Below are 2227 nucleotides of genomic sequence, written 5' to 3' on the forward strand. Positions count from 1 at the left end.
GTCGGTGCCGTGTTGATCGGAGGCCTGACTCTGCAATCGTTCGGCCATCCGCGACTGGCGAAAGGCGTCCTCATGCTCCTGGCTCTGCCTGGAGTTGGTTACGTTTTGTTTTTTCTGATGCTGATAATCACGAATCCGCGCTGGAACTGAGAGGAGTCAACCAATGGTACAACCAAAGTATGGCGACGTAACCGTGACGCTCGAAGGCAACGTGGCGACCCTCGAGATTCATCGGCCGCCGCACAACTTCTTCGACTTCACTCTGATTCACGATCTCGCCGACGCGTTCGAGGCGCTCGACAATGAGCCCGCGTGCCGCGCGCTGATGCTCTGTTCGGAGGGCAAGTCGTTCTGCGCGGGTGCGAACTTTGCCAATCGCGACGCGCAAAGCGGCGAGGCGCCGGCGCGCCCTGGCGAAAATCCGCTGTACATCGAGGGCGTCCGATTGTTCCGCTGCAAAAAGCCGGTCGTCGCCGCGATTCAGGGCGCCGCCATCGGCGGAGGTTTCGGGCTCGCGCTCGTGGCCGACTTCCGCGTGGCGACCGCCGATGCCCGCTTCGCCGCGAACTTCGTCAAGCTCGGCATCCACCCCGGCTTCGGCCTCACCTACACTCTCCCTCGCCTGATCGGCGTGCAGAAAGCCAGCCTCATGTTCTTCACCGGCCGCCGCCTCGACGGCAAAGAGGCGCTCGCGTGGGGACTGTGCGATCAGCTCGTGGAACCGGAGGACCTGCGCGATTCCGCGCTCGCGCTCGCCGAAGAAATCGCAGAAGGCGCACCACTCGCGCTGCTCTCGACGCGAGCGACGATGCGCCAAGGACTCGCCGACGCCGTCAAGGCGCAAACCGATCACGAGTTCAAGGAACAATCCTGGCTGTTCAAAACCGAAGACCATCGGGAAGGCGTCAAAGCAGTCACCGAACGCCGTCCTGGCAAATTCCTCGGCAAATAGTTGCTTGGAGGGAAGAACCTAACCCCTAACCCCTTCCCGAGCGGGAAGGGGAACCAGAATCCAAAAAGAGACAGCCCGGTTGCCCCAGGCTGTCTCCGATACTCACCTCTTCGATTCGGTCTACGCCGCCTCGGCCTTCACCCCATTGAGTTTCTTCAACTCCGGCATCACGTCGCTGGCGAACAGCCGCAGACTCTTCTCCGCATCTTCGATCGGCATCCCGGCGTAGCTGAACACGCCCGTATAATGATCGGCACCGACCTTCTGCCGAATCTCGTCAATCTTGTTGAAGCACATCTCGGGCGTGCCCCACACCTGCAGGCTCAGGAAGTACTCGATCGACGCGCTCGCGTTGCCCTTCAGGCTCTTCGCCATCTGCTCGTAATATTCGTAACCCTTGGCCTTGCCGAAATGTTCGCTCGCCATCTCGTAATGCCGCAGCGCGGTGTCCCAGTAGCCGCCGATATATTTGACCGCCATCTCGCGCGCGCGGTCGGCGCTCTTGTCGCAGAAGGTCCAACCCGCGGCGATCGTCGGCAGCGGCTCACCGCCGTTCACCTGCTTGTAGATAGTGCGATACTCGCCGAGTTCCTGCGCGACGGCCTCCCACGGCTTCTGCGGAATTATCAGGATGCCGATGCCCAGCTTCGCCATGATGCGCGCCGATTCGGGCGAGACCGCGGCCGCGTAAGTGCGGCCCTTGAACGACTTGAACGGCTTGGGCCGGATGTCGCGGCGCGGCTGCTTGATATATTTGCCGTCATATTCGCAGTAGCCCTTCTCGAGTCCCTCGATCAGCATCTCGGCCGATTCGATAAAGCGCTCGCGCGATTCGCCCAGCGGCACGCGGAAGCCCTCGAACTCGATTCGCGCAAGCCCGCGCCCAAGGCCGAGGATCATGCGCCCGTTCGACATGTGATCGACCACCGACACCTGCTCCGCGACCCGCATCGGGTCATGCCACGGCATCACGACCACCATCGATCCAAGCTGAATCGTCTTGGTGCGGCCCGCGAAATAGGTCAGGAACTGCAGCACGTCGGGGCACATCGTGTAGTCGTCGAAATGATGCTCGACGCTCCAGATGGAATCGAACCCAAGCGGCTCGTAGAGGTCGCCGATCTTCAGGTCTTCGACATACACGTCGCGGTCCGATCGCACATTGTGCGGATTCTGAAAAATGACTGCACCACCAACTTTCATTCGGAGTTCCTCCATGAGGCCGGGTCTTCAGTCGTCCGTGAAGAACGCGCCGCAACCCGATTATTGAGATTC

The 2227-nt window shown here is 61.1% G+C and carries 2 protein-coding genes; one reads left to right on the forward strand and one right to left on the reverse strand.

Translation table 11 applies throughout. The annotated features are described in order from the left end of the window. Window positions 1-163 precede the first annotated feature (163 nt). The gene (locus tag VIW95_RS12025) at window positions 164-952 is read left to right on the forward strand and encodes an enoyl-CoA hydratase/isomerase family protein (RefSeq protein WP_331586765.1); all 789 of its coding nucleotides are present in this window, start codon (window positions 164-166) and stop codon (window positions 950-952) included. 120 nt (window positions 953-1072) lie between these two features. Here the strand turns inward: VIW95_RS12025 and VIW95_RS12030 are convergent, their stop codons facing one another. Next, on the reverse strand, window positions 1073-2155 hold the full coding sequence (locus tag VIW95_RS12030) for an LLM class flavin-dependent oxidoreductase (RefSeq protein ID WP_331586767.1): 1083 nt from the start codon (window positions 2153-2155) through the stop codon (window positions 1073-1075). Window positions 2156-2227: the final 72 nt, after the last annotated feature.

Source organism: Binatus sp. (SeqCode) (genome assembly GCF_036522015.1).
Lineage (GTDB): Bacteria > Desulfobacterota > Binatia > Binatales > Binataceae > Binatus.